The 26,958-nt window shown below is 43.3% G+C and carries 25 protein-coding genes; 15 read left to right on the top strand and 10 right to left on the bottom strand.

Features of this window, described 5'->3' with window-relative positions; genetic code table 11:
* The first annotated feature begins 258 nt into the window (after positions 1 to 258).
* The gene (locus tag CDC37_RS10330; protein WP_096621748.1) at positions 259 to 1,245 is read left to right on the top strand and encodes a carbohydrate kinase family protein; all 987 of its coding nucleotides are present in this window, start codon (positions 259 to 261) and stop codon (positions 1,243 to 1,245) included.
* A gap of 289 nt (positions 1,246 to 1,534) precedes the next feature.
* Here CDC37_RS10330 and thiO read toward each other — a convergent pair whose 3' ends face one another.
* Positions 1,535 to 3,475, bottom strand: coding sequence for a glycine oxidase ThiO (gene thiO / locus CDC37_RS10325; protein WP_096621747.1), 1,941 nt, complete (start codon positions 3,473 to 3,475; stop codon positions 1,535 to 1,537).
* Between the two features lie 355 nt (positions 3,476 to 3,830).
* Here thiO and CDC37_RS10320 point away from each other — a divergent pair, with 355 nt between their 5' ends.
* From CDC37_RS10320 to CDC37_RS10295, 6 genes are all read left to right on the top strand, one after another.
* Complete coding sequence (locus tag CDC37_RS10320; protein WP_096621746.1) at positions 3,831 to 4,511, top strand: hypothetical protein; 681 nt, start codon at positions 3,831 to 3,833, stop codon at positions 4,509 to 4,511.
* A gap of 91 nt (positions 4,512 to 4,602) precedes the next feature.
* Entirely contained in the window at positions 4,603 to 5,094 is a 492-nt protein-coding gene (locus tag CDC37_RS10315) for a YajQ family cyclic di-GMP-binding protein (protein ID WP_096621744.1), read from the top strand.
* A 629-nt stretch (positions 5,095 to 5,723) separates the two neighbouring features.
* Positions 5,724 to 6,719 (top strand): Gfo/Idh/MocA family protein, encoded by a 996-nt coding sequence (locus CDC37_RS10310; protein ID WP_096621742.1) that lies wholly within the window; start codon positions 5,724 to 5,726, stop codon positions 6,717 to 6,719.
* A 725-nt stretch (positions 6,720 to 7,444) separates the two neighbouring features.
* Complete coding sequence (locus CDC37_RS10305) at positions 7,445 to 9,157, top strand: ankyrin repeat domain-containing protein (RefSeq protein ID WP_231943365.1); 1,713 nt, start codon at positions 7,445 to 7,447, stop codon at positions 9,155 to 9,157.
* A gap of 481 nt (positions 9,158 to 9,638) precedes the next feature.
* Entirely contained in the window at positions 9,639 to 10,865 is a 1,227-nt protein-coding gene (locus tag CDC37_RS10300; protein ID WP_096621740.1) for a DUF790 family protein, read from the top strand.
* Between the two features lie 227 nt (positions 10,866 to 11,092).
* Positions 11,093 to 11,620, top strand: a complete 528-nt coding sequence (locus CDC37_RS10295; RefSeq protein WP_096621738.1) for a Ycf51 family protein — start codon at positions 11,093 to 11,095, stop codon at positions 11,618 to 11,620.
* Positions 11,621 to 12,588: 968 nt separating this feature from the next.
* Here CDC37_RS10295 and CDC37_RS24195 read toward each other — a convergent pair.
* Positions 12,589 to 12,768: a hypothetical protein gene (locus CDC37_RS24195; protein WP_172892774.1), complete on the bottom strand. Its 180-nt coding sequence runs from the start codon at positions 12,766 to 12,768 to the stop codon at positions 12,589 to 12,591.
* A 298-nt stretch (positions 12,769 to 13,066) separates the two neighbouring features.
* Here CDC37_RS24195 and CDC37_RS10290 point away from each other — a divergent pair, with 298 nt between their 5' ends.
* Positions 13,067 to 13,459: a CZB domain-containing protein gene (locus tag CDC37_RS10290; protein WP_096621737.1), complete on the top strand. Its 393-nt coding sequence runs from the start codon at positions 13,067 to 13,069 to the stop codon at positions 13,457 to 13,459.
* A 156-nt stretch (positions 13,460 to 13,615) separates the two neighbouring features.
* On the opposite strand, the gene CDC37_RS10285 is transcribed toward CDC37_RS10290, so the two are convergent.
* The 3 genes from CDC37_RS10285 to CDC37_RS10275 form a co-directional block, all read right to left on the bottom strand.
* Positions 13,616 to 14,398, bottom strand: a complete 783-nt coding sequence (locus CDC37_RS10285; protein WP_096621735.1) for a sulfite exporter TauE/SafE family protein — start codon at positions 14,396 to 14,398, stop codon at positions 13,616 to 13,618.
* 600 nt (positions 14,399 to 14,998) lie between these two features.
* Positions 14,999 to 15,541 carry a rhodanese-like domain-containing protein gene (locus tag CDC37_RS10280; RefSeq protein WP_096621734.1) on the bottom strand — a complete coding sequence of 181 codons (543 nt, stop codon included), beginning with the start codon at positions 15,539 to 15,541 and terminating at the stop codon, positions 14,999 to 15,001.
* A gap of 153 nt (positions 15,542 to 15,694) precedes the next feature.
* Complete coding sequence (locus CDC37_RS10275) at positions 15,695 to 16,390, bottom strand: MBL fold metallo-hydrolase (RefSeq protein ID WP_096621732.1); 696 nt, start codon at positions 16,388 to 16,390, stop codon at positions 15,695 to 15,697.
* Positions 16,391 to 16,833: 443 nt separating this feature from the next.
* Here CDC37_RS10275 and CDC37_RS10270 point away from each other — a divergent pair, with 443 nt between their 5' ends.
* The gene (locus tag CDC37_RS10270; RefSeq protein ID WP_096621731.1) at positions 16,834 to 18,162 is read left to right on the top strand and encodes an NAD(P)/FAD-dependent oxidoreductase; all 1,329 of its coding nucleotides are present in this window, start codon (positions 16,834 to 16,836) and stop codon (positions 18,160 to 18,162) included.
* A 63-nt stretch (positions 18,163 to 18,225) separates the two neighbouring features.
* Here the strand turns inward: CDC37_RS10270 and CDC37_RS10265 are convergent, their stop codons facing one another.
* The 3 genes from CDC37_RS10265 to CDC37_RS10255 all read right to left on the bottom strand — a co-directional run bounded on the left by CDC37_RS10265 (position 18,226) and on the right by CDC37_RS10255 (position 19,598).
* Positions 18,226 to 18,543: an ArsR/SmtB family transcription factor gene (locus CDC37_RS10265; protein WP_442861089.1), complete on the bottom strand. Its 318-nt coding sequence runs from the start codon at positions 18,541 to 18,543 to the stop codon at positions 18,226 to 18,228.
* Between the two features lie 262 nt (positions 18,544 to 18,805).
* The gene (locus CDC37_RS10260; protein WP_157780708.1) at positions 18,806 to 19,018 is read right to left on the bottom strand and encodes an ArsR/SmtB family transcription factor; all 213 of its coding nucleotides are present in this window, start codon (positions 19,016 to 19,018) and stop codon (positions 18,806 to 18,808) included.
* A 10-nt stretch (positions 19,019 to 19,028) separates the two neighbouring features.
* Entirely contained in the window at positions 19,029 to 19,598 is a 570-nt protein-coding gene (locus CDC37_RS10255) for an FAD/NAD(P)-binding oxidoreductase (protein ID WP_231943363.1), read from the bottom strand.
* A gap of 142 nt (positions 19,599 to 19,740) precedes the next feature.
* On the opposite strand from CDC37_RS10255, the gene CDC37_RS25505 reads away from it, so the two are divergent.
* The 3 genes from CDC37_RS25505 to CDC37_RS10245 are packed head-to-tail and all read left to right on the top strand — an operon-like array spanning position 19,741 to position 21,717.
* Complete coding sequence (locus CDC37_RS25505; protein WP_255408917.1) at positions 19,741 to 20,199, top strand: FAD-dependent oxidoreductase; 459 nt, start codon at positions 19,741 to 19,743, stop codon at positions 20,197 to 20,199.
* On the top strand, positions 20,109 to 21,461 hold the full coding sequence (locus CDC37_RS25500; protein WP_330220847.1) for an FAD-dependent oxidoreductase: 1,353 nt from the start codon (positions 20,109 to 20,111) through the stop codon (positions 21,459 to 21,461). The genes CDC37_RS25505 and CDC37_RS25500 overlap by 91 nt, the downstream gene beginning before the upstream one ends.
* Entirely contained in the window at positions 21,439 to 21,717 is a 279-nt protein-coding gene (locus CDC37_RS10245) for a hypothetical protein (protein WP_197707054.1), read from the top strand. The genes CDC37_RS25500 and CDC37_RS10245 overlap by 23 nt, the downstream gene beginning before the upstream one ends.
* 431 nt (positions 21,718 to 22,148) lie before the next feature.
* Here CDC37_RS10245 and CDC37_RS10240 read toward each other — a convergent pair whose 3' ends face one another.
* The gene (locus tag CDC37_RS10240; protein WP_096621727.1) at positions 22,149 to 22,883 is read right to left on the bottom strand and encodes a phosphoadenylyl-sulfate reductase; all 735 of its coding nucleotides are present in this window, start codon (positions 22,881 to 22,883) and stop codon (positions 22,149 to 22,151) included.
* A 607-nt stretch (positions 22,884 to 23,490) separates the two neighbouring features.
* On the opposite strand from CDC37_RS10240, the gene CDC37_RS10235 reads away from it, so the two are divergent.
* A complete protein-coding gene (locus CDC37_RS10235) occupies positions 23,491 to 23,826 on the top strand; it encodes a DUF4870 domain-containing protein (RefSeq protein ID WP_096621726.1) in 336 nt (111 codons plus the stop codon).
* A gap of 223 nt (positions 23,827 to 24,049) precedes the next feature.
* Positions 24,050 to 24,511: a DM13 domain-containing protein gene (locus CDC37_RS10230; RefSeq protein WP_096621724.1), complete on the top strand. Its 462-nt coding sequence runs from the start codon at positions 24,050 to 24,052 to the stop codon at positions 24,509 to 24,511.
* A gap of 96 nt (positions 24,512 to 24,607) precedes the next feature.
* Here CDC37_RS10230 and CDC37_RS10225 read toward each other — a convergent pair whose 3' ends face one another.
* Positions 24,608 to 25,234 (bottom strand): CBS domain-containing protein, encoded by a 627-nt coding sequence (locus tag CDC37_RS10225; RefSeq protein WP_096621723.1) that lies wholly within the window; start codon positions 25,232 to 25,234, stop codon positions 24,608 to 24,610.
* Between the two features lie 224 nt (positions 25,235 to 25,458).
* Here CDC37_RS10225 and CDC37_RS10220 point away from each other — a divergent pair, with 224 nt between their 5' ends.
* Entirely contained in the window at positions 25,459 to 26,853 is a 1,395-nt protein-coding gene (locus tag CDC37_RS10220) for a nicotinate phosphoribosyltransferase (protein WP_096626073.1), read from the top strand.
* Positions 26,854 to 26,958 lie beyond the last annotated feature (105 nt).

Genomic DNA, 26,958 nt, shown 5'->3' with positions numbered 1-26,958 from the left:
GTTGAAGTAGGTCTCCAATTACTGTGTTGACAGGAAAATTTCAGATTTTAGTAATTATTAATTTTTTTTATATAGTCGTGGATAAAAAAAATCTCTAGCTATTGTCATGAAAATTTGCAAAAAAAGAGAGTGGCGTAGGGAGAAGTCAAAATGTTGTTTAAGTTGTATGAATGATAGCCAACTATGTCGATAAAATTGTTATAGATTTTATCGTGGCAAATGATGAATGCAAACAAATATTTATAACTTATAACTGCAATGAGTAATCCTCGTGTTCTTTGCCTGGGTGAGGTTTTGTTTGATTGTTTAGCGGATCAATTAGGAAAGCCGCTAGATGAGGTTGAATCTTGGACTCCTTATCCAGGTGGTGCGCCAGCGAATGTGGCTTGTGCGCTGGTGAAATTGGGTATTTCGGCTGGGTTTATTGGTGCGGTGGGAGAGGATGCACCTGGCAATGATTTGGTGAAGTTATTAACGGATGTGGGTGTGGAAATAGCTGGGGTTCAGCGCCATCCGACTGCACCGACCCGTCAGGTGTATGTGGTGAGAAGTTTATCAGGCGATCGCAATTTTGCTGGTTTTGGGGATTACGATACGGCTGAGTTTGCCGATACCCGTTTAGATGGTAGCAAGATACCAGAATGGCTGTTTCAAGCAGCAGATGTGTTGGTTTTCGGCACTTTAGAGTTAGCTTATCCAGAAAGCGGTCAAGCTGTACGCCGTGCTTTGGAGTTAGCTCAAAAATACGATTTAAAGATTATTTTAGATGTCAATTGGCGACCAGTGTTTTGGCACAATCAGGAAGCCGCACCACCGATAATCCGTGAGTTATTCCCCTATGTTGACTTTATTAAGTTAGCCAAAGAGGAAGCCGAGTGGTTATTTAACAGCACTGACCCTGGAGCCATCAAAAATCGTCTGGATTCAGTGGAGGGAGTATTAATTACCGATGGGGAAAATGGTTGCACCTACTGTCTAGACGAGAGCGAGGGTCAAGTTCCCGCCTTTAAGGTAGATGTAGTTGATACAACTGGTGCTGGTGATAGTTTTTTGGCAGGATTTACCCACCAGTTATTAACCCGTGGAGTCAAAGCCCTGGGAAACCCACAAATAGCCGAACAAGCAATCATCTACGCAAGTGCAGTTGGTGCATTAACTACCCTCAAACCCGGTGCGATCGCATCCCAACCGACTCTCCAGGAAGTTGATGCCTTCTTGCAGGGGAGAGTCGGGAGTTGGGAATGAGGGAGTGGAAGTGCAGGAGAAAAAGTATTGTCAATTAACGTGAGTTCGATGAACCTCACCCCAACCCCTCTCCGATTTCAGAGAGGGGCAGAAAATCCGTAGTTTTGACCAAAAATCAATGTTTCCCAAGCTTCTCTCCAAAAGTAAGAGAGGGGTTATTAGAATCCGTCGAATTTACGTTTCAATTAATCCAAAATCCAAAATCCATAGACGCGTTGGCGAAAGCCATGCCTTTAGGCTAGCGGATCGACCGAAGAGTAATCCAAAATCCAAAATCCAAAATCCAAAATCAACTCACCGTCCCACTTACAGGTGAGGAAGGACTAGCATAGGATTTAATCGGCATTCTACCAGCAAGGTAGGCAATGCGTCCGGCAACAGTCGCCGCATTCATAGCAAAAGCCATAGCCACTGGATTTTCCGCCAAAGCGATCGCGCTATTAATTAACAAAGCATCTGCTCCCATTTCCATTGCTTGAGCAGCTTCGGAGGGTGCACCAATTCCCGCATCGACGACGACGGGGATGTGGGCGTTTTCTATGATAATTTGGATGTTGGCGGTGGTTTTGAGTCCCTGTCCAGAGCCAATGGGAGCTGCAAGGGGCATCACAGTTGCACAGCCGACCTCTTCTAAGCGTTGAGCTAACATCGGGTCAGCGTTAATGTAGGGTAAAACCGCAAATCCTTCCTTGACTAGTTGTTCCGCCGCTTGTAGTGTGCCAATGGGGTCAGGTAGGAGGTATTTGGGGTCGGGGATAACTTCCAGTTTGACAAAGTTGTTGTCTTCCTGTCCAAGTAATTTGGCCATTTCCCGTCCCAGACGAGCTACCCGAATGGCTTCTTCGGCGGTTTTACAACCAGCTGTGTTGGGTAACATCCAAATTTTCTGCCAATCCAGGGCTTCCGCAAGTCCTTCGTGACCGGGAGCGTTGGTTTGGACTCTGCGCACCGCTACGGTGACGATTTCACAACCACTGCTAATCACGCTTTGCTGCATTTCCGGAATACTTCGGTATTTACCCGTACCCGTCATCAGGCGGGATGTGAATTTTTTACCAGCAATTTCCAGGGGAGAATCGAGAATCGGGGCTGGTGGGGTGAAGGATTGTTTGGGTTGTCCGTTGGGGAAATTGGCGGTGTGGGTCGATAGGATGGTTGACATGGGTTGTTTAAAAGAGCGTTGGTAATGGAAATGCTGGAGCAAAGGGTCAGGGGTGCTAGTAATGGCATCGGCAATTAATTGGGCAGTTATTGGAGCTAGTAAAATACCGTTGCGGTGGTGTCCGGTGGCTAGGGTAAGGTTACTCCAGGGACTTGCACCTAGAATGGGTAATTCGTCGGGGGTGGTAGGACGGAACCCCCACCAAAATTCTTCGATGGGATAGGTGGCTAAGGGGGGAAATAGATGGGTGGCTTGCTGTAATAATTGTTGGATGCCTTGGGGTGTATTACCTTCATGGAAACCCACATCTTCACTGGTGGCTCCAATAATGATTTGGCGATTTTTACGGGGTACAATGTAAATTCCTTCACCAAATAAAATCCGTGTTAGGGGCAATTCGCCGATGTGGTGCGGTACTCGTACCCGCAACATTTGTCCTTTGATGGGACGGACAGGTAAGGGCATTAATTGTCCACTCCAAGCCCCACCTGCCAAAATATAGTGGTCAGCCGTAATTGTACCGACACTTGTTTGTAAGCCTGTAACTTTGCCGGTTTCCGTAATCAAACCTTCCACATTCACCCCATCTTGCATCTCCACACCCAAACTTTGGGCAGCCAGATGTAAAACCTGGGATAATTGGCGGTTATCAACCTGGGCATCATCAGGATACCACCAAGCACCAACCAAACCCTCCCCTAACCCTGCTTGGTAGGTATAAACCGTATCTTTATCTAACCAATAACCACCAACAGGTTGTTCCGAAGTAGGTTGATAAACTGGGGTGAGAATACCACAAGCCCAAAAACCACAATCCTTACCCGTCAACTCCTCCAACTTACTCACCCAGACCGGATAGAGACGACGCGATCGCCAACATAAATCCCGCATTGGTCCTGGACTAACTCGTTCCGCATCGGGGGCTAACATTCCAGCAGCTGCACCAAGTGCAGCTGCTGCTAAATTGCGACGGACAACAGTGACATTCCATCCCCGCAGTTTCATCTCAATGGCAATGGCTAATCCTATCGCTCCACCACCAATGACTACAACGAAATCGCTAGCCATGATTTTTCCTTGACCCCAACAATCAAATTAATTTTTAGTTACTGCCTGGAAATTCTCATCCAAACAAGCGCGACTATCTAACATACTACAAAGTAGAACGGGTAATTGAACTTTGTGTATATGTTAATTGTCTGGGGAAAAGTTCATATTTATTCGCAAAGTTTTGAATAATTAGTTTTTATTTATACTTTTTGTTGAGAATTGATGAAAAAAAATTAACGACAAAGTATTCTCAATGGGAGTTTTTTCCATCTGATTACCAGTAATTTATAATTTGCATGTTATGTATTTATCCCGCTCTGCCCCAAATTAATATTTGCACAAACCCACAAAAAACTAGCAAAAAAATTAACCTATGAACTTCAGAATATTTTCCAGTATTGTCTCCATTTTGAGTGTTGCTGTAATATCCTTGCCAAGGAACAATGTCAGCGCATTCCCTCCCCTCCAGAGTCAAAATTCCCCCAATCAACCACAAATCACTGCACAAACCACCGTCCGTCCCAACCGAATCATCGTTCCTGGTAAAAGCGTCGGTCAAATCACCAAAAGAACCAAACGTGCAGATTTAGCTAAATTATTCCCCTCCTCCCGCTTTAAAGATGAACAAGTGCTGTTTTTCGGTGGTGAGGTGGAAATGCCGGGAACCAAAGTTACAATCGGTAAAAATGAAATAATCGTCCTCTGGACAAACAAAAGCCGTAACCAAGCTGCTGGGGTGATGATTCTAGACCCTACATGGCAAACCCCAGAAGGGGTCGGTGTTGGTACAACCTTAGCCAAACTCCGTCAACTTGCAGGTCGTGAGTTCAAAATGACTGGATTTGGTTGGGACTATGGTGGAATTCCCCAATTAAGAAACACCAAATTAAAATACGACAATCTCACCATCCAAATGACTTTCTCGGAAACCGCATCCCAAAAATATCCCCAGCAAGTTCAAAAGGTTTCCGGAGACCACGAATTGCTATCAAATAACCCCAATTTACGCAATCTTGATGTCCGTATTTTCCGGATTATTGCCATGTTTGAGTAAATGTTAGCAAAGTATGAACTAGTTAAATACTTCCTATTTACTGTATTCTGTATCCTGTATTCTTGTACTAGACCTTTCCCAGACAGCAACTATGGCATCAACTTACTCTTTTGATATAGTTAGTGATTTCGATCGTCAGGAACTTGTTAACGCCATCGATCAGGTTTGCCGTGATATCAAAAGTCGTTACGACCTCAAGGATACTAACACGACGGTGGAACTGGGTGAAACCAAGATTACAGTGAATACGGATAGCGAATTTACCCTGCAAGCTGTACACACGATTCTGCGCGAAAAAGCCGCTAAACGAAATTTATCGCAAAAAATCTTTGAATTTGGCAAAATTGAATCTGCTAGCGGTAATCGGGTTCGTCAAGAAATCACCCTCAAAAAAGGCATTAGTCAAGACATTGCCAAGCAAATTTCTAAATTAATTCGCGATGAATACAAAAAAGTTCAAGCATCTATTCAAAGTGATGCGGTTCGCGTCAGTGCTAAAAGTAAAGATGATTTACAAGCTGTGATGCAAAGGGTCAAACAGGAAGATTACCCCGTCGCTCTACAATTTACTAATTACCGTTGATACAAAACCCGGATTTCTCACAAACTCCTAAAGCTTTCAGTGAGTAGGGAGCGGGGAGTAGAGACGACCCAGTGGGTCGTCTCCAGGGGAGTAGTAGGAAAATTAACCCATTACCAAGACTTATCACTCCCTTGTGAGAAATGTAGGAAAAGGGGAGGGGTGAGCGAATCGGTTTTTTTCTTCCCCCTACCCTGACAAATTTTCCCTCTTGTGGATTAAATTAACCTCTTTTTAACCTTTTGTTTACTTAGAGTGACTTGTTGTCGCTACATTATTGTGTAAGTTGTATTTGTAGGGATAAAAAAGAGTTGGTTGCGGTTTACTTAAAATACGAGTGCTAACTGGAAAATATGACTGGGAAATCGTGGCTTGGGGAATGTTGTTTTTAGCATTTGTCCATTTCTAGAATGTGATACCAGTTGGAAACAAGAAGGCGATAAATGAAACGCTGAAACTCTTATATGACAAAGGGTTCTCAAATTATAGACGCGTCTTCTTTAGCGATGCGAACCCTCCTTGTAAGGGTGATTTCAGAGCCAATTTAGGGTATAAGTTTTGATTGCCTATGGGCAAATCCGCAACCCAGAATCCAAATTCAATAATTATCAAAATTACAGTTGAAATTATGTATGTATAAATCCTCAGCTTTTTTGCAAACAGGTCGCCTAGGTGTGGGGTTAATTGGTACGGGATATGTGGGAAAATTACGAGCTGAGGCTTTTAATGCCGATACGAGAGTTAACCTAGTGGGTGTTGCAGGACGGACACCGGAAAAAGTTGCAGCCTTTGCCGAAAATTACCAGACCCAAGCTGTATCATCGTGGCAGGAATTAATTGAACGGGAAGACGTTGATCTGGTTGTGGTTTGTAGTGCCAACCATGAACGGAATGCGATCGCAAATGCAGCCATTGATGCGGGTAAGCATCTAGTGATTGAATATCCCTTGGCTCTGAATTACAATGAGGCAGAGGCAATAATTGCTCGCGCTCGCGCTAATAATTTATTTTTGCACGTAGAGCATATTGAATTATTGGGTGGGGTACATCAAACCATCAAAGAAAACCTGGAGCAGGTGGGAGAGGTATTTTACGTTCGCTACAACACGATTAAGCCGGAAAACCCTGCACCGCGTAAATGGACTTACCACCACGAGTACTTTGGGTTTCCTTTAATTGGGGCTTTATCTAGATTACATCGGTTGACGGATTTATTTGGAGAAGTATTTACAGTCAACTGTCATCAGCGCTTTTGGCAAGTAGAAGAAGATTATTACCAAGGCTGTTTTTGTATTGCCCAATTATCCTTTCAAAGTGGATTATTAGGACAGATTATCTATGCTAAAGGTGAAACCCTATGGCAAGCAGAACGCAAATTTGAAGTACATGGTGAAAAGGGAGGATTAATATTCCACGAAGACGGTGGTTATTTAGTTCATACAGGAGAAACCATACCCATCGCAATTGGCGATCGCCGCGGTTTGTTTGCAAAAGACACAAATATGGTGATTGAGCATTTATTCAACGGTACACCCCTATATATTACCCCTGAGCAAAGTTTATATACCCTCAAAGTTGCCACCGCAGCTCAACGTTCTGCGGAAACAGGTTTAACCATAGTAGTTTAGGAGGGAGTAGGGAGCGGGGATAGGAAGTGCGGGAGTAACAGAAAAAACACTTTCATGGGTTCTGTAGGCTACTCACTACTCCCTGACTACATCAAAAACTCTAGGACTTACGCACTCGTGATGAGAAATTAGGTGTTTGGTATTGCTACGCAAGCAAAGTGCAATGACAGTGTTTACGTTGTCCTTGGGAGCGTCGGGATTTTTCGATTATACTTCCGAAACACTGCGGTTATTTTGAGTTATTGCCATAAGGTATTACAGGCTTTGAAACATCAGGACGGAATCTGGGTTATACAGCAACATTTTGCTGCACAACAATTAATAATATTGCACTGCGATCGCCAAATCATCAAAAATCAACAAATCACAAACAAAAATCAGTCGGAAACTAAATTATTCAACTCCAAGTCCTATCCATCTAGGTACCTATCCAGGACAAAGTACACCAACCTGCATTTGTAGCCAACCCCGAAAATTTCCAGGGAGTAGGGAGGGGGAGGAAAACTAATCCGTCACTCAAGGATTGTAACTTACTAGCTCAACATCCAGGGAAAAACTCCTGTGCTTGAGTCAGGGATAGCTGCACTCAATAATTATTAATTACTAAATTTTTGCGAAACAAAAGGAAATCACACATAGTGATGAAACTTAATTATAAATTATCCCCTAATCTCCTCTCAAAAATTTTTCTAATTACCCTGACTACTGTCGGTACAGTGGTAATTATGCCACGTATTGTTGAATCCCAAACACCCAAAAAAACCACCAATAGTGTCTCTCCCTTTTGTCAGACCTTATCGGAAAAATTTGGTCCCTTTGGGAATGGGACTCCCGATTTATACGTAGCATTAGAAAGAGCGATCGCCAAAGGTGGTGATTTAAACCAACCCTGTAATATGTTTGGCGAAAAGTGGCTACCCCTCAACTTTTTGCTATCTACCAACGAAGCATTGGCTCAACGTTTAATTCAACAAGGGGTGAATGTGAATGCAAGGGACGGTAAGGGAGATACTCCCCTCCATTATGTGGGAGCATCGACAAAAACCACCCAATTACTCCTCAATAGAGGAGCAAAGGTAAATGTCCGCAACCAGGACGGTAATACTCCCCTCCATAACGTTTTTGGTCAAAAAAATGCTGCTGTGATCAAACTTTTGCTGGATCGGGGAGCTCAGGTAAATGCCAGAAATAAAGAACAAATGACACCGCTACATTTTGCTGCCAATTCTGGGAAAGCAGATATTACCCAGTTGTTGATTCGTAGTGGTGCAGATATCAATGCTCGTAGCAATCAAAACTGGACACCACTGCACTACGGAGCAGCAAATCCAGAAGTGGCCAAACTACTCATCCAAGCAGGAGCAAATCTCACCATCCAAAACAGTCAGGGGGCTGTCATCCATTCTAACAGCCTGGAACCAGCAGTGTTAAAACTGCTACTCGACCGGGGAGTAAACGTGAATCTACGCAATCGTCAGGGACAGACACCCCTCCACGTCCATCGTTTTAGACCTGATCTGGTGAAATTGCTACTCGCACGCAAAGCCCAAGTAAACCTGCGGGATGCTCAAGGTCGAACCCCCTTATTTGACGTAAACTTGGAAGTAGCTCGACTACTGGTGGCAGCCAATGCAGATTTAAATATTCAAGATAATTTAGGCAGAACACCTCTGCACCAAGCCGTCTTGGAGGAACAAAGTTCTTTTGGACCAGAATTAGTCACACTATTCCTCAGTAAAAATGCCAGGGTTGACATCAAAGATAAGCAAGGTAAAACCGCCCTCGACCTCGCTCGACAATTAAATAAAACCCAAATCGTGAATTTGTTAGAGCAACATATTGCCGTGACAAAATCCCCCGGTGGTGGAACAACTACAACTAAAGCAACCACCAAACTTCAGCAATTGCTCAGTGCCAAAAACTGGAAGGCTGCGGATCAAGAAACCCGTCGTCTTCTATCACCACAAAAAGACCCCTTCGGACCCAACCCTAAGACCATACCCCTAAATCTAATTCAAGAGATTGATCAAGCTTGGTTAAAGGCTAGCGGTGGCAGATTTGGATTTAGCGTTCAAGCCAGGATTTGGCGACAAGCAGTCGCAGCCCATCCCAAAAATAATGAAGCAGCAGTTAACGCTTTTCGCGATCGCGTTGGTTGGAAAATTCCAACTCCTCGCCGAGAACAGGACTTTATCAGCAGCGACTGGCGAAATGAATCGGAACTCAATTATTCGTTACAAGCACCCGTCGGACACCTACCCTGGGCTGGTGTTGCAGATGCAGATGTACGGTCGGTAGCAGTTCCTCCCCCTGGACACCACTGTGGTAGCTGTACTGTGGATGCAATGCACCTACGACATGGAAGATTTTATACCTATCTACCCCAACTGTTTGCACGGGTGACAACGGCATTGAATAGTTCCGCATCGAAAAAGTAACCGGATGTAATGGGATACAAGCAAAATTATCGTATATCCGTAGAGACGTAGCAATGCTACGTCTCCACATCAACAAAAACCAAGTTTTCCCTCGCACCCATGCTCCGCGTGGGTGCGGAACCTACGAGGTTCCGACCTCGTGAATCAAGGCAGTAGCTCTTGCTGACTAAGTGACCACGTAGAGCATAGTCACTAGATAATTCGTAATTTGTAATACCCGCTACGCGGGAAGCTAGCTACGTAATTCGTAATTTCCTTCGCACCCATGCTCCGCGTGGGTGCGGAACCTAGGAGGTTCCAACCTCGTGAATCAAGGTAGTAGCTCTTGCTGACTGAGTGACCACGCAGAACATAGTCACTAGATATAAGCCGTCGTCCTAGAAGGACGGCTCTATACCCATCTTTTTGGTAAAATTTGGTGAGTCAGTAGGTTAGGCGGGTGTGTTAACTGGCGAACCCGTAAGGGGTAAGGAAAAGAAAAATGTTACCAACAGACCTCTTAATGTATCGTCAAAATGGCGAACAAATCATCCCTAAACGCTTACCCATCGATGCACATCATTTACAACTAACAAGTGAATTAATCGATTGTTTTCAAAACCATGTTGGTAGAACCCAAGGAGAACTTGAACGTCAACTAATCGAACTAGAAGGAGAAGCAACCGATTACCGGATTAAACGGGGAATTGCCTACCTTTTAAAAAGTGGATTTTCCACCTTTGAAATCGTCAGTCCCCTGGAACCACAAATGCTCAGGGAAAAAGTTTTTCGCCAAGCAGCAAAATCACCTCCTGGTTTAGAATCTCGACAAACAACCCTAATCCAAATAGCAGACCAATTAAGTCAGGAATTACAACAAGAAGTATTACCAGAACAGGTTAAACAAGGACTATACGCTGACCTCGCGGAAAATCGAATTCTCACAAACTTTGAGATTCCCACACCAGAAGCAATACTACATCGTTATAACCTCTCTCAAGTCCAGGGAATCTTTTATAAAGCTAGTCAATTAATTATTAATGCCCATCGGAACGTACCAGGACAGTATAAATTATTATTTCGCTATTTAAAATTATTTCAATTAATGGCCTATATCGAAGGAGACGCAGACCACGGATTTACAATTACCATTGATGGCCCAACCAGCTTATTCACCCCCAGTACCCGTTATGGACTGGCGATCGCGAAAATGATTCCGGCAATCCTACATGTTAGTAAATGGAGTTTAGCGGCAAAATTACAAATTCGTGATGTCTTTAGCGGTAACTGGAAACCAGGACGCTACACCCTCAATTCGGCTGATTGTGGACTTGTCACCCATTACCCCCCTGGTAAACCCTATGATAGTATGCTAGAAGCTGCCTTTGCCGAGCGTTGGGATAGTCTCAAAAGTGAATGGATTTTAGAGAGGGAAGTAGATTTAATTCCCATACCAGGAAGCGTCATGATTCCCGACTTTCGTCTGGTTCATCCCGACGGTAGAACCTTTTTACTCGAAATAGTCGGTTATTGGCGACCGGAATACCTCCAGAAAAAATTTGCCCAGGTACGCCGTTCGGAATGTGATAACTTGATACTAGCCATATCCGAACGTTTGAATTTAGATAAAGTCGGGGTGAAAATTCAGGATGTACCCGCTAGGATTGTCTGGTTTAAGGATAAACTATCACCCAAGTCGGTATTATCAGCTATCTTAGAGGGTGTTTGAAAAGCCGTTTTTTGGGAGTAGAGACCACCCGTCGGGTCGCCTATACAGGGAGTAGAGAATCGGGAGATAGACTAGTACAAGTTAGCGGAAATATCCAGACCATTTATCTATCTACCTTACTGACTATCTATCTACCTTACTGACAGTGACAATTTCACACCCAACCCCGGTAAAATAATCATAATCAATCCTGAAAAATAAATTGACATACCGGGTAGCGACAAACTATGTTTACTCCAGATGATTTTTTAAAATACGCTCAATGGATGGGTATCGGAACAATTTTCTTGGCAGTAATTACCATCCTGGGCTTTATATTGAAATGGGGTATCAGATTTAGATTAGTGGGAACAACGGGATTTATGCTGGTATTGACAGCAGGTTTATTTTCCCTTTCCCTAGCACCCATCACCCGTACTGTTATTCCCGGTGCAACTCGCTATAACCTAGTATACGATAACGGTTCCAACCAAGCGGTAATTACCGTTCCCCTCACCATTACCAATAGTCAACTCGATGCAACCCTACGTCAAGCAGCAAGCAATTTATATTCCTATGGACGTTCCGGTATCGGTGGAGACAATCAGTTAACAATTCGCGCTCGTGTAGTCTTACATCCGGAACCAGGTGTTTCCGTTCCCTTATATATTGGACAAGTGAAACGTTCTCTATTGACACGGGAAGATGAAAATATGTCAGTGGAAATTTTTACTGATAAACTCGCTCAATTAACCCAAGCAAGTATTGGTTCCTAATTAAACCACATCAGACACAGGTATCCCACTTGTAAATAGTGTGGGGAGTGGGGAGTAGGGAATCGGAGAAAACTACTTTCATAAATGTAGAGGGAGTAGGGAGTGGGGAATCGGAGAAAACTACTTTCATAAATGTAGAGGGAGTGGGGAATAGGGAATCAAAGAAAAATACTTTCATATCCTGCAACTAGTAAATCCGGGATTTCTCACGAGTAAGTTGTAAGCCTTGAGTAACGGATTAATCTTCTACTCCCTATTCCCAAAATGCGGGTAATATAGGCTACTCACCATGAATAAAATAAAGTCCCCAGTGTTACCTGGGGATAACGATGAATTAGGGTGCATCTATAGTCTTGTTATCCGTCGAGGAAAGATACAGATCCGGATTGTTTGCAAAATATTTTTGCGATCGCATGACAGAATGACAGAACTATCGGAGTTTGTAAGTCAAATCTTAGTAGTATGTCCTTACCCAACTTTATGCGATCGCACAGCGCCAATAATTAATTATCACTTTTTTGTTTGTAGTTGGTTTCAGTCGCCTTGCGGGGAAATAGTTATTTTCAAGATTTAGCAAAGCTCTCCTACGGAATCTTCCCCACAGTTTCAGTCCCCTTGCGGGGAAATAGTTAATTTCAAGTGGTTTATAATCTTCAATCCTGTCTTTAGGCTTGAGTTTCAGTCTCCTTGCGGGGAAATAGTTAATTTCAAGACCGCCATCTGAAACCCTTATAAAATAAGTATCCCATCAACGATTTTGGCAGACCTCAAAAATAGGGTGATTTCAGCCCCACTTATTGATAGTAATTGCTAACTGCTCAGAATCACAAAACGCTGTAACTATTGAATTGTCTAGGTCCCAGCGATTTTGGCAGAACCCCCAGGTTTTTGACTCCGCTTCGATCTGCCAAACATAAATCTAAAAACACCATACAACAAATCAGGAATGAAATTCAATATATTTACACTTACCAGCTTAACCACAAATTGCCTACGGCAATTTTCCCAGCAATATCATCAATATCATAATCATAATGATAAATGCGATCGCTCGACAATGGGATATGGATTCCGCTTCTACAAACCCAAATTACCATGCGAAGTAGGTAGGTGCAATTAAATATAAAACCGCAACGTAACCGAATCATTTGGCTCAAAGGCTTACTCCCGTACAGACGCGATATAGCCTCTTTCAGAGGAGCTGAACGCTAACGCGTCTCTCCCTACTCTCTGATCTCAATGACAATTTTTACCACCCACCTACTTACTAGGGATGGGATTTTCCTGTCAATGGGATTGTTTTACAGATAACTTTTATTGTGTGGCTTTTTAGTTATTATTTGATTGTTTAAAATGAATTATTCAGCCATAATAGGGTTATTTTTTCTCAATTCTCGTTAGAATCTCAAGAATCTCATTCCGGCTTACATAATATTTTGTTCCCTTATGAAAGACATGAAGGAAATGCTATTTCGAGCCTTATCCAGCCATGCAGTCTGGAAAGATAGGCTCAAAAAAGCTATAGATAATGGAATTCTCGATTCACCTGTTGCCGTAATCAGAGAAGATAATTTGTGCGAATTTGGTAAATGGTTATATTCTTCAGAAATCTCAGGAAATTTCCATCAATCAGAATATTACCAGCAGGTTGTCATCGCTCATGCTGATTTTCATCAGGTTGCAGCTGAAGTAGCTATGCTTGCAGAAATGGGAGAGAGGGAAAAAGCAAAGCGAATGATGTTGTTAGGTCAACCATACATGGTTAAGTCAGGTAAGTTGATGAATGTTATTATTACTTGGATTAAAGAGCTTTCCAACTCAATACCTTCGCCAAAATAAAGAAGGCTTTCCATAGTACAGCAATCCGATTCAAGTCGTGAAAAATAGCGTGCTGTTGAGTGATGACTGGTGACTGTTAACCGTTAACTGTCAACCGTTAACAACCCTACATCCAAGATTTCACAAATCCCGCTCGGACTGCTGTATACTTATTACTTACCGTTTGATTAACACGAAAATTGCAACAGCTAAGACAAAATAACCAAATCCCTTTTCCAACTGCTTTGCACTGACAAATCGATTTAAATACGCTCCAATCAAGATTCCACCACTTGCAGCAACAGTGAAGGAAACTAATAAATCCCACAGAATGGGAATATTTCCAGATAGGTATCCAGCAAATCCTGTCACAGACTTTAATGCCAAGATAATTAGGGAAGTTCCCACCGCTTCCTTCATCGGTGTTTTTCCCAACAGTACCAATGCTGGAATTACCAAAAAGCCACCCCCAATACCGATAAAACCAGTAATCACACCAACAACCAATCCTTCTAAAGCAATTGCCAACCAGGGGGGAAGGAGCGAATGCAGATGGTGAGATTCGTCTTTTTCCGCAGCATCTTTGCTCTGATTATTCCCCTTGCGAATCATTGCCACCGACGCTATAAGCATCATCACTCCAAAGGTCACCAGTTGCAATGTGGGTGAAACAAAAGGTTGGGATGCTAACTTTGCTCCGAGATAAGCTCCCAGCATCGAAGCTGGTGAAAACAGAGCAACAGTGTTCAAGTTAACATTTCCCTGTTGCCAATGGGGAATAGCACCAATCACACTCGCAACCCCTACAATCACCAATGTCATTGCAAAAGCAGACTTAGAAGGTACAGACATTACGTAAATGAGAACGGGTGCTGCTAAGATTGACCCACCCCCTCCAATTAAACCCAAGCTGATACCAATACAAACCGCTAGCAGGTGTCCCAGGAGATTTATTAACATTAATTGTTCCTCAAAATAGGGTGTAATTTGTAATTTGTAATTTGTAATTCGTAATTCGTAATAGCCTGCGGCAACGCTTCGCGTACGTAATTCGTAATTGATAATTAGTAATTTGTAATTCGTAATTTGTAATAGCTTGCGGCAAGCCGCTGCGCGTCTACGTAATTTGTAATTATGTAGGTGCTGTTGTCGGCTATTACGAATTAATAATTATGAGTTAGGTTAAACATCACCTGAAACAGGATTGTTTATTTAAGCAAGGAATCACCTGCATTTCTCGCAAAACCCTAAAACTCACAGGTAATAGGGAGTAGAGACAACCCGACGGGTCGTCTGTAAGGGAGTAGGGAGTAGAAGGAAAATCAATCCGTTACTCAAGGCTTACAACTTACTCGTGAGAAATCCAGAATCAAACCCTTTTTAATGTTTAATTACGTAGGTGCGGTTCCTTCCCTAAGCTATTACGTAGCGTGCTTCCCGCATAGCAAGTATTAGGAATCACAAATCAAGAATAATTACGAATTACGTACGCGAAGCGTTGCCGCAGGCTATTACGAATTAAGAATTACGCATTACGAATTACGCATTACGAATTACGAATTAAAAACGTTGATTCCAGGGCATTTTCGCTAATAACATACCCAAAGCACAAGTATCAGTAATCCCTGCAAATACCAATCCGGAACCGATAAATCCACTTAAAATTAAGAACCAAGGGGAAACAAAAGCTCCCAAAACTGTTCCTAATACCACCAGGGAACCTGCAACAATTTGCACCTGTCGCATAATGCTAATAGGAGCATTTTTATTTACTTGGGTGGGACAACCGCTTTGAATCCAAGCAGATAATCCACCTTCTAGGTGAGTTACTTCACTAACTCCTGCTGCAAATAGTTTTTGAGCTGCTTGAGCAGAACGATTACCTGTGCGACAGTACAAAACTGTGGGTTTATTCTTATCCATCGGTACTCGCGCTGGTTCAAAACTAGATAAAGGCATAAGTAGGGAACCAGGTATCTTTTCACCTGCGTGTTCACTAGGTTCACGCACATCTACCAAAATTACAGCTTCCTTTTCTAATTGCTCTTTGAGGGTGTATGGGTCAATTGTTTTCAGGCGATCGCCCATGATTTGTTGAGACATAGTTGTTAAATCCTTTTTTCCACTAGTAATTTTGTCTGTTTTTGCAGAAATATAAATTTTCTGGCGTTGGTAAATTCACTCATGAATTAAGCTTGAAACCCCGATGCAACCATCTTGATTCATCTTGCAGATTACCAACACCGACTTTCTAATTTAAGCTGCGACTGCATTGCCACACTGCTGGTTAGCTGGTACTGCTTCCATCATTTTCTTGGGATCAGGTAGGTTCAGATTACCCATAAATTCAATAAATTGCTCCCGTGTCCTATCAATAAAGCGAGGATTGCAGCGCTTTTCTTCCCCAATTTCGGAAACACTGTGTCCGCGATAATCATGACCAGGATAGACTAAAGTATCCTCTGGGAGGGAGAATAGTTTCTGTGTCACCGAATCGTATAGTGTTCCTGCATCCCCACTCTGAAAATCAGTCCGTCCACAACCGCGAATGAATAAAGCATCTCCTGTGAGGACTCTATCTTGGTTGACTAAATAGGCCATGTGACTGTCTGTGTGTCCCGGTGTTGCGATCGCTTTTATCTCTATTTCCCCTACTTTTAAGATTTCCCCGTCCTTGATTAACCTGCTTGCACAGTCCACATTCGCATTTTCTGGAACAATCCCCTCACAACCTGTTAACTCCCGCAGTTTCCCTGTCCCTGTAATGTGGTCTGCATGAACATGGGTTTCGATGCAATATTTCAGCGTTAATCCCAATTCTTGCAATAATTTGTAATCTCTCTCCACCTGTTCAATTACCGGATCAACCAAGGCAGCTTCTTTGGTGTTTAAATCTGCAATTAAATAGGTATAGGTGTAACTTTCATAATCAAATAACTGACGAAATAACATAAATACCTCCTCTCTCTTTTGTCTAATTGGTAGCAAAAACAGCATTTCTATCAATAATGTTCTTGACTTGAATTACCCACAGCAGGTTATGGATAAACAAATACAAACACCCTACACACAAATTACCTTAGTAATTATTCCCTGGTTTTCATACATCACCTGCTACATATAAAATACTGAGAAGTACCATTAACAAGAACACAGCCAGATAGCCAAGAACCATGATACGACTGTCATCTTTTATTATTATCTTACTATCTGGTAATATAGTCCATGCCCTAGGATTTTGTCAACATCTCATGTTCATATTCTGTAGGCGAAAAATCTGAGGAGATGATTAAAGAATACCAAGATCCTTAAGGTTTGATTTAGAAAACCCATTTATATGACCACTTGGTTGAATAATAAGATAGTTGTCAAAAAAGAGCAGTCATATAAACTACATGGAAAACCCCGTATACCAGATAGCAGAATCAACCCCAGGTTTGTCAGTTACCGATGTTACCGATGGTGATCAAACAATGACAGCACAGCAAAGACATCATCAAATTGTGATTGTGGGAGGGGGTGCTGCCGGAATTACGATAGCATCACATTTATGCAAGGGTAAACGTGGTTTGGATATTGTCATTGTTGAGCCATCGGACAAGCATTATTATCAGCCGGGTTGGACACTAGTTGGGGGTGGTATTGCACCCCTATCCAAATTTATCCGTGGGGAGAAAGATGTCATCCCATCAGGGGTTAGTTGGATTCAGGAACGTGTCGTCAAACTCGACCCAGATCAAAATACTGTGATCACAGAAGGCGGAATTTCTATTAAGTATGATTACTTAGTAGTCTGCCCTGGTATTCAAATTGACTGGCATTTGATCAAGGGTCTGCCGGAAGCTCTAGGGAAAGGAGGAGTAACCAGTAACTACTCCAAAGACTATGCTCCCTATACATGGGAAACCATTCAAAACTTTCGCGGTGGGAATGCAATTTTTACCTACCCAGCTACACCCATTAAATGTGGGGGTGCACCGCAAAAAATCATGTACATGGCCGACGATATTTTCAAGAGTAAGAGTGGGGTAGGAGTAAATACCACGGTCATGTTCTGCACAGCAGGTGGGTCAATGTTTGCAGTTCCAGAGTATTCCCTCACTCTAGATCAGGTAGTAGCCCGACGAGGGATTGTGGCGAAATTTAAACATAATTTGAAGGAAATCAAGGCAGACACTCAGGAAGCAATTTTTGATGTCACCACTGAGAATGGAGTTGAGGAAGTCAGTATTCATTACGACATGATTCATGTTGCTCCTCCCATGAGTGCGCCAGATTTTGTCAAGCAGAGTCCTTTAGCAGGGGCTAATGGATGGGTAGAAGTTGATAAATATACCCTCCAGCACACTCGTTATGCCAACGTCTTTTCCTTGGGGGATGCTTCCTCCTTACCAACTTCCAAAACTGCTGCTGCTGTGCGCAAACAAGCACCGGTTGCAGCAAAAAACTTGCTGGCTTTGATGCAATCGAAACCCTTGACAGCCAAGTATGACGGCTACACCTGCTGTCCTTTAATTACTGGTTACCACTCTGCCATTATGGCAGAATTTGCTTATGATGGTACGTTGGCTCCCTCTTTTCCCCTTGACCCTACTAAGGAAAGATATTCTATGTTTTTAGCCAAAGCCCATGTATTACCTTGGCTTTACTGGAACCGGATGCTCAAGGGTAAGGGTTTTGAGGCAGATATTTTCAAACCAATCAATAAGCTAGTACACCGTTAATTCCAGGTTACTCTCAACAAATACATAAATATTTTGCTCCCACATAAGGATGGGAGCAACCACTCAGACACCTTGACGCAACTTTGACAACTGCTGTAGTTGTTGACTTTGCTGTTCGACCTGAATTGCCAAAGCTTCACAGACCAAATCACACAGTTCAAACAGAAAAGGATTGGCAATGTGATAATATACACAAACTCCCCGTTGCTCCCGTCCTACGATCCCAGCTTGGGTAAGTATTTTCAGGTGCTTAGAAACATTAGCTTGTCCTAATTCTGTTTCGGCAATAATTTCCGTCACGTTCTTTGCACCAGTTTTCAGGGAACAGACGATTTGCAGACGACTGACTTCCGACAAGACCTTGAAAAATTCTGCCACCATACCCAAGGCTTGAGGGGTAAGCTTGGAAATGCGGCATTTATCTACTTTCTCTTCGATGTTGATTGACTGCTTAATTGCTTGTGCAGGCATGAAAGGTATTTCCCAAAATTAATTTTGACTTACATGATTATACATGATTATATTACCACACGGTAGTAAAGTTTGGTAATCTATGAACTTACATAATGCGATCGCCCATTGCTTAGGAGAACAAACTCGATTGGCTTGACAATGGTGATTCATCTATTTTTCCCTTTAGATGTTATCGTTGGTGAGCGATCGCCTCAATTTCCCGCAATACCCGCAGATGTTTGGAAACATTAGATTGTTTAAAACCTGTGCGATCGCAAATATCTTGCACGCTCAATTCTTGCTCCCCCAACACCGCCAGAATGCGCAAACGAGTCGGGTCAGACATCACCCGAAATCGATCAGCCATCTCTTCTAACCGTTTTAGGTTTGTTGTCCAATCCATTGAGACTGCCTCAACAAGACGTTCCATGTAAGCAATCGGTTGATGGGGAAGTTGCTAGGGGCTCCACTAGCGATAAGCCAACACCTCTGAGGGCAAGTCGCTCAAACCAGGGAACAGCTACACCAAAGCGCATTTTGGCAAGAAAATACTGCTCAAATGCGGTTTTTGCCCATCCCACCCAAGCTCCTTGCAGCGCGATCGCTCGCCGTCGCTGACCTGTTGCTGGTTCGGGTAACACCGGGTCTGCGAAAAACAAAATGCCTGTATCGCCAAAATCTGCAAAACAAATCGCTTCCAGAGTGGGTGTAACCGGTTGAGCAGAAGTTTCACCGAGGGCGATCGCAATGTTATGTGCCACTGCCATGGCCATCGCTTCTGTCATCTGCCCCGTTTTCGGCACTCCCACCGGTAACGGAGTGACTTCCGGGGGCTGAAGTTGCACAATCACACCCACAGCATAGATGGAAGAATAGTTAGGGTGCTGATAAGTCGGCAATACGGGAATAAAACCCCCTGCATCTGTCAGCCCTGGAACCAACCCCACCCAGATTGCAGAGCCTTGCGGGAATTTATTCAACACCGAGGTGAGGACGAATTAGCTTTGTATTGTATAACTATATAGTATAGTATTTTAGTGTAAAACTGCTGTCAAGCACTAAATTTAATTTTATAAACTTACAGCAAATTCAAGCATAATGGTTGAGGAATCGAAGAAAAATTCAATGGCTAAACCACGGATTTTGATTGTGGGTGGGGTTGCCGGCGGAGCATCTTGTGCGGCGCGGGCACGACGGTTGTCAGAAGCGGCAGAAATTATTATTTTCGATCGCGGTCAGTTTGTGTCCTTTGCTAATTGTGGTTTGCCCTATTACGTGGGTAGCGTGATTGCCGATGAGAAAAAGCTTTTGGTTGCCAATGCAGATTTATTTAAGGAACGATTCAATATTGAAGTGCGGTTGCAGCACGAAGTGATTGCCATCGATCGGGCTAGTCAAACACTGACGGTAAAAAACCTGCAAACTGGAGAGGTGCTACAGGAGTCCTACGATGCTCTAGTATTATCTCCCGGTGCTGCGCCGATTCGTCCACCATTGCCAGGAATCGAGTTGCCGGGAATTTTGCCCTACGGACGATTCCCGATAGCCGTCGGATTCGAGAATGGATTGAGGCTCATCAAGTAAAGCAAGCAGTCGTAGTCGGCGGTGGTTTTATTGGACTGGAAATGACCGAAAATTTGGTCCATCGCGGCATTGCAGTAACGCTGGTGGAAAAGTTGCCGCAAGTGATGCCCCCCTTTGATCCAGAGATGATGGCTCCAGTTCATGCTCACCTCCAGTCTCAAGGTGTGAAACTATGCTTGAACGACGGTGTTCAGGGTTTTGTAGCTGGCTCAGATAACAACTTAATTGTGCAAACAGACTCTGGTCAGCAGCATCCAGCTGAGATGGTGATTTTGGCGATTGGGGTACGCCCAGAGAATGGGCTAGCGAAGGAGACAGGGCTGGAACTGGGCGATCGCGGTGGGATTCGGGTTAATAGCGCAATGCAAACTAGCGATCCACACATTTGGGCGGTGGGCGATGCTGTAGAGGTGCAGGATTTTGTGACTCAAGAGTGGACACTGATTCCCCTAGCAGGTCCTGCCAATCGCCAGGGGCGGATTGCGGCTGAAACCATTCTGGGACGCAACTCCCAATTTCGCGGTGTGCAGGGGACTTCCGTTTGCGGCATTTTTGGGATGACGGTAGCAAGCACCGGAGCTAGTGAAAAAACCCTCCAACGTGGGGGTATGGACTACCACAAGGTTTATCTCCATCCCGGTCATCATGCAGGTTATTTTCCTGGTGCCAAAGCGATCGCCATTAAGCTTTTGTATGCCCCAACTGACGGTCGGATTTTAGGAGCGCAAGCTGTTGGTGCTGACGGAACTGAAAAGCGGATTGATGTGTTAGCAATGGCAATTCAAGCAGGAATGACCGTTTTTGACCTAGAAGAAGCGGAACTGTGCTATGCACCCCAATTTGGTGCTGCCAAAGACCCTGTGAACATGGCAGGGATGATTGCTGCTAATGCACTGCGCGGCGATGCACCGATTGCCTACTGGGAAAACCTTGACCTCGAACTGGTTAACTTGGTGGATGTACGCGAGGAGTCCGAATTTGAACGGGGACACGTTGTTGGGGCGACCAATATTCCTTTATCACAACTGCGGCAACGAATCAAGGAACTCCCCTGCGATCGCCCACTTTGGATCTACTGTCAGGTGGGGCAACGTGGCTACTACGCAACCAGAGTTCTGCGACAACTCGGGTTTGATGCCCACAATCTTACAGGGGGATACAAGACCTATGAATGCAATGGCACTGCGGGCAAAAAGTATTGTGGCAAATCCCTGGATGCTGGTTTCTCTCCTTATACCTTTGGCTATTGTCTATGGAGGTAACTTTGGAGGTAACTTTCTGCTGAGTACGGTCGTTGGCAAACTGTTTTTTAATCGTAATGATGCGATCGCGCTAGTTTACGGAACTGTGATGCGAAATTTATCCATTGCCTTGGCGATCGCGATGACGGCTTTTGGCAAAGAGGGTTCAGAAATTGCCCTGATTATTTCTATGGCCTATATTATTCAAGTGCAGGCAGCTGCATGGTATGTCAGGTTTACCGACAGAATTTTTGGCAAACCTGTCGAAGCTGTTTGATACAGCAGAGTTAGTTGTTAGGTAGGTGGATGGTGAAAATTGTCGTTGAGATCAGGGAGTAGGGAGAGACGCGATATATCGCGTCTGTACAGTGATTAGGGGTAAGGCTTGGAGACGGATGAACGGCTGCGTTGCGGTTTTATGTTTAATTGCACCTACCTACTTAACCTTCACAGGGCAAAATACAATACCCTCTATCCCATTTGCAACAGTATTGTCAAAATTCTCAGTTTGCTGATTGAAAGTATGAATTTAAATCTTGCGATCGCTGTAATACCATTTCACTCAAATTTTGATACATTTTCTTCCCCACTCCCGAAAGTTCCTGAAAGCGTCAGGTATTAACTCCCAAGTAAAACGGTATCAGGCGATCGCGCCGGGTAGAATCATTACCTGTATCTATTCATACTCCAATTCCGCAATACCATAATCTATTTTTCCAAATTACCAGCGTGTAAACCGCATTCTTTTTTCGTTGCTTCTTCCCACCACCAACGACCTTCCCGTTCATGTTGGTTGGGTAATACGGGACGGGTACAGGGTTCACAGCCAATGCTAATAAATCCGCGTTCGTGTAATTTGTTGTAGGGTACTTCTAAAGCGCGAATATATTCCCAAACTTGAGCAGAAGACCAATTCGCTAGGGGATTAAACTTGATTAGTTGGTGGTCTGGGGTGGAAAATGCACTATCTACTTCAATTACGGGAATTTGCGCACGGGTTCCTGGGCTTTGATCTTTGCGTTGTCCTGTCACCCAAGCATCTAAGGTATTCAATTTGCGACGTAGGGGTTTAACTTTGCGAATACTGCAACATTCCTTATGTCCGTCTTCGTAGAAGCTAAATAATCCTTTTTCTTCCACTAATGCTTGTACTTCCGCAGCATCCGGAAACATGACCTCAATTTTGATGCCGTAATGTTTACGTACCTCATCCAAAAATTGGTAGGTTTCGGGATGTAAACGTCCTGTATCTAATGTAAAAACACGGAAGTTACTCGTAATTTTAGATGCCATATCTACTAGGATGACATCCTCCGCACCACTAAAGGAAATTGCCAGATTATCAAAATTCTCGAGGGCAAATTTCAGAATCTCCCGTGGTGATTTATGGCTATATTCTGCTTCTAAGGCTGAAATATTCAAATTATTGTGGGTCGCGACCATAACTGATGTTCTCCTCTCTCTCTTTTTGAATTTTACAGTAAGGGGGGAATGGAGGATAGGAGTCGGGAGAGTTGAGTGTGATAGTACCCCCATCAATCCGTCATGTAATGTTATTGTACTTTCACAAAGAGAGGAAAATTTATCATGTGATGCAAGGTTTGGAGTTTAGTCTAAATACCCAGACTTATCAGAGGTTGTTTAAAAAGTCATTTTTAATACTTGAATAATTTTTTTTGGGAATGAGAAGAGACGTGACATGTCGCGTCTGTACTCTCGAAGGAAAAATCTGCTTTATAACCCCGTGTTCAGATTCAGGAAGATAGTCAAAATAATGATAATTAATACTTACATCCTCTCACGCAAATCTAAAATTTACATAGGGAGTGGGGGTTTGTGGAATATTACTCCCAATGTGAAGTGATGAGCCCATTGATGAGCAAAAGTGTGTCGCTATTGCGTTTAGCCCAAAGTACCTAATAATAATGGATGTGAAGATGTATTTTGATTTAATTATTGGTAATTAAACCCCTTGTATTATTGATGCGCACAATAGTATAAAAGTAATAGGATTGAGTTAAATGTATGAAAAAATAAACAATAAATATATATGGATGAGAAAAAACAACGTCAGCTGTTTTCTGCGCTTTGTCATGCTTCCCCTTTGTTAAGCTTTTTACTATTGACGGTAATTGTCCCAATTATAATTATGGCGGTTACAGATGACTCAATTGTTAAAGCGAATGCTAGGGAGGCAATTAACTTTTTCATCAATCTGTTTGTTTACGGTATAGTTGCTTTTTTGCTTACCTTTGTCTTCATTGGTGTTCTGCTGTATCCTGTTTTATTTATTGTTAGCATCGTTTTCCCGATTATTGCGGTAATTAAAGTGTTGGAAAATCCAGAAACAATTTATCGTTATCCGTTTATTTTTCGTTTATTTTAAACAGGATTTATTTGTATGTATCGAAATGTATCCCTATCTGGAAGTGTGAGTATTTTGACTCACTCTTCCTATTTTTTATATACTCCTAATCTAGATAATTAAAATAGAATAAACAAGTAACTAATAAAAATATAGTTGCTTCTCAGCTTTTATTAATGTTTTTCTGCTCAAAAAAGCTTAAATTTTAGATATAGATATCTTGGATATTCTTAATTCTAGAATTATGAATTTAAAACTAGCATTAATAACCCTTCTCAGCAGCGCGATCGCATGTGGGTGTGTACAGGAGCAAGCTTCTAATCCAATCCAGAGGCAACCTGTAGCAATCACAACATCGCCCAATACTAGCCCGACCTCCAGCAATGTAGGCTCTTTTCGGGATGTCGATCATCCAACACGCGGTCGAGTCAGTATTACCAGAGACAAGGGTCAACGCTATATCGAATTTGACGACGAATTTCGCACTGATAACGGCCCCGACTTATACGTAATTTTACATAGAGATTCCCCAGTAGGCAGAAATATTAAACAGCAGGATTACGTCTCAATTGCACGGTTACGTCAAACCCGTGGAAGTCAACGCTATCAACTTCCTGACAACCTGCAATTATCTGATTACAAATCCGTGGCAATTTGGTGTCGTTTATTCAATGTCACCTTTGGTTATGCACCCCTTCAACCTTGATGGGTCAAGTATTATCTGTACAAAACAAAGTACTGAAATCGGATGGTTGACCGTATCTTCAGTCAACAGTCAACCGTCAACACACGGAATTGCCCATTATCCACTGCACCAATCCTCGAAAAAACGTGCATCCCGTGCTTCCGGAAATTCATCACAAAACTCATCAAAAGCTCTTTTTTCAAACCGTTTGGCTTGTTGATGGGCTAATTCTGACTGCAATTCATCTACCACATCCCACGCTGTTGCACACTGTTCAGACCGAAAGGATGTTGCAGCACAAATTTCACGAGCTTTGCGAATCGCATCCTGTAATTCTTGATCTAGCACCACGCTACGAGGAAGTTCGACAAATTTACTCTTGTTGATGATATCTGAAACAGAAACAATACCGAGCAAATCACCTTGAATTACGGGTGCGCGATGGAGGTTGTGGTCGGCAAATAACCTAGCTATATATTCTACACCTAAATCCGGATTCACCACAATACAGGGTTTAGTCATGATTTCGTATACTCGCACCTGTGCCGGGTCTTTACCATAGGCAATCACCTTGTGGACGATATCCGATTCGCTGATAATACCATAGGCATCCTGGGGATGACGACGTTCCACAATCAGCGATCGCCATCCTCTACTTTTCATCAATTCTACCGCTTCTGCTACAGTTGCCGAACCGCGAATGGTGACAACATCTTTGGTCATAATATCTATGGCTCTGAGCATACCAACCTCCCATACTGCCGCATATTCTGTTTATAACGAATTAGTTTGAGAATCTTGTGAGGAGGATTGCTGATAATTGGTTAAGCTGTTTGCATGAGGTTGCTTTGACGACAAAAACCCAAATTTTAATCCAAAATCCCCTTGACGATATTTATGGTGAAAACTACCATATATTTATGGTAAAAATTACCATAAATAGAAAATAATTGATTGAGGGGATGGTTATGGTGACTTTTGCGGACGTAAATCATTTGAAACAAAGGGTTCGAGATATTGGGTTATCGGTGTCAGCAGTTGACAGCAGCTTAATTACAGATTTGTATCAATTGACGATGGCTGCTTGTTATGTGGGGGAGAAAACTGAGACACGACGGGCGAGTTTTGAGTTATTTGTGCGACGTTTACCGTCGGGGTTTGGTTATTTAGTGGCGATGGGTTTAGCCCAGGCTTTGGAGTATTTAGAGACGTTTCGGTTCACTCCAGCCCAGATACAAGGCTTACAAGAAACTGGTATTTTTACTAGCGCACCCAGTATTTTTTGGGACTTACTAGCATCAGCAAAATTCAGTGGCGATGTGTGGGCAGTACCGGAGGGGACGGTGGTATTTGCCAATGAACCCTTGTTACGGGTGGAAGCGCCGTTGTGGCAGGCGCAGATAGTGGAAACATACCTGTTGAATGTACTGAATTATCAAACATTAATTGCGACTAGGGCAGCACGGATACGAGACGTGGCGGGGGATAGGGCGACCTTGCTGGAATTCGGTACACGGCGGGCATTTAGTCCCCAGGGGGCGCTGTGGGCAGCACGGGCAGCTTTGGCGGGGGGATTGGATGGGACATCGAATGTGTTGGCGGCGTTACAATTGGGACAAAGACCGAGTGGGACAATGGCCCATGCTTTAGTGATGGCATTGACGGCTTTGGAGGGAAGTGAGGGGGAGGCTTTTGCCGCGTTTCATCGGTATTTTCCCGGTGCGCCTTTATTAATTGATACCTATGATAGTGTGGAAGCGGCGGAAGGGTTAGCAGCGAAGGTGAATGCAGGGGAGATGGAATTAGCTGGGGTGAGGATTGATTCGGGGGATTTGGTAGCAGTGTCGAAACAGGTGCGATCGCATCTTCCCCGGACACCGATTTTTGCTAGTGGAGATTTGGATGAGTGGGAGATTCAGCGTTTGAGGGATGCAGGAGCGGAAATTAATGGTTATGGAATTGGGACTAGGTTGGTTACAGGTACACCGGTGAATGGGGTATATAAATTGGTGGAGATTGATGGGATTCCGGTGATGAAGGAATCTAGCGGTAAGCGCACCTATCCCGGACGGAAACAGATATGGCGATGGATAGGGGAAGGTAAAGTAGTGGGTGATACTTTGGGTTTAATGTCAGAAAGTTTCGCTAGTTCAGGAGGGGATGTGCAACCATTATTGCAGTTGTATATGCAAGATGGAGTGAGAACTCAACCCAAAGAGAGTTTACAACAAATTCGCGATCGCACAAAATCATCCGTAGCGAGTTTACCAGCAGCAATACGTGATATTAGTCAGCCGATGGAAAACCCAGTTCAGATATCAACGGGATTAGCAGAATTGACGGAAAAAACAAAAAACAGGTAAACGGTAGAGACGCGATATATCGCGTCTAAAAATTTGGGTATGAATTTTATTTGTTTACATTGTGTATTAAAACCACAATCATCGTAAAGACGTAGCGATGCTACG

Source organism: Calothrix sp. NIES-3974, assembly GCF_002368395.1.
GTDB lineage: Bacteria > Cyanobacteriota > Cyanobacteriia > Cyanobacteriales > Nostocaceae > NIES-3974.
This window is presented reverse-complemented; position numbering and strand designations above follow the sequence as displayed.